The 609-nt window shown below is 76.7% G+C and carries 1 pseudogene; it reads right to left on the reverse strand.

From position 1 onward, the window contains the following. Positions 1-609 (reverse strand): annotated as a pseudogene (locus UWG_RS30440) (beta-N-acetylglucosaminidase domain-containing protein); the annotation flags it as partial.

A 609-nucleotide genomic window follows, 5' to 3' on the forward strand; every position in this document is an offset into this window, starting at 1 on the left:
CGGAGCGTCAGCGTGCGGCGCTCCTCACCGAAGGTGAGCGGGATGCGGTGGGTGCCCGTACCGGCCGAGGCGTCGGCGGAGATCTCCAGCGGGACCTCCACCGTGCTGCCCCGGCGTACCGTCGACTCCTTCGGGGTGCGCACCGTGATCCCCTCCGGCGCCATGGCGCGGAGCTTGCCTGTGACGTCGCCCGGCCTGTTGCCCGTCAGCTTCGCCGAGACGCGGGTGGTGCCGCCTCCGGCCGCCGCGTCGGCCTCGCTGCGCGGGAGCGAGAGCGAGGCATCGGGTGCGTCCGCGTACCACGGCGCGACCTCGTGGACGACGGGCGCCGACGACTCGCGGGACCAGACGAGCCGGAGCGCGTCGGCCCGAAAGCCCCCGCCCCGCAGCTGCGTCCAGCCGCTGTCGGCGAGGGTGCCGAGCCGCTTCCACCCCTCGCCCGCGGTCCTCGCCTCCACCTCGGCGCGGGTCCCGGAGCGCGGCCCCGTCTGCACGGTGACGGCGGCGAGAGGGCGCGCCTTCGGCAGCTCCACCGTGAGGGCCTCGCGCTCCGAGCCGTCCTGCCGATCGGACGGCGGGACGAGCATCGGCGGGGGGCGGGCGGGGAAG

The sequence above is a fragment of the Streptomyces xiaopingdaonensis genome (assembly GCF_000262345.1).
Taxonomy (GTDB): Bacteria; Actinomycetota; Actinomycetes; order Streptomycetales; family Streptomycetaceae; genus Streptomyces; species Streptomyces xiaopingdaonensis.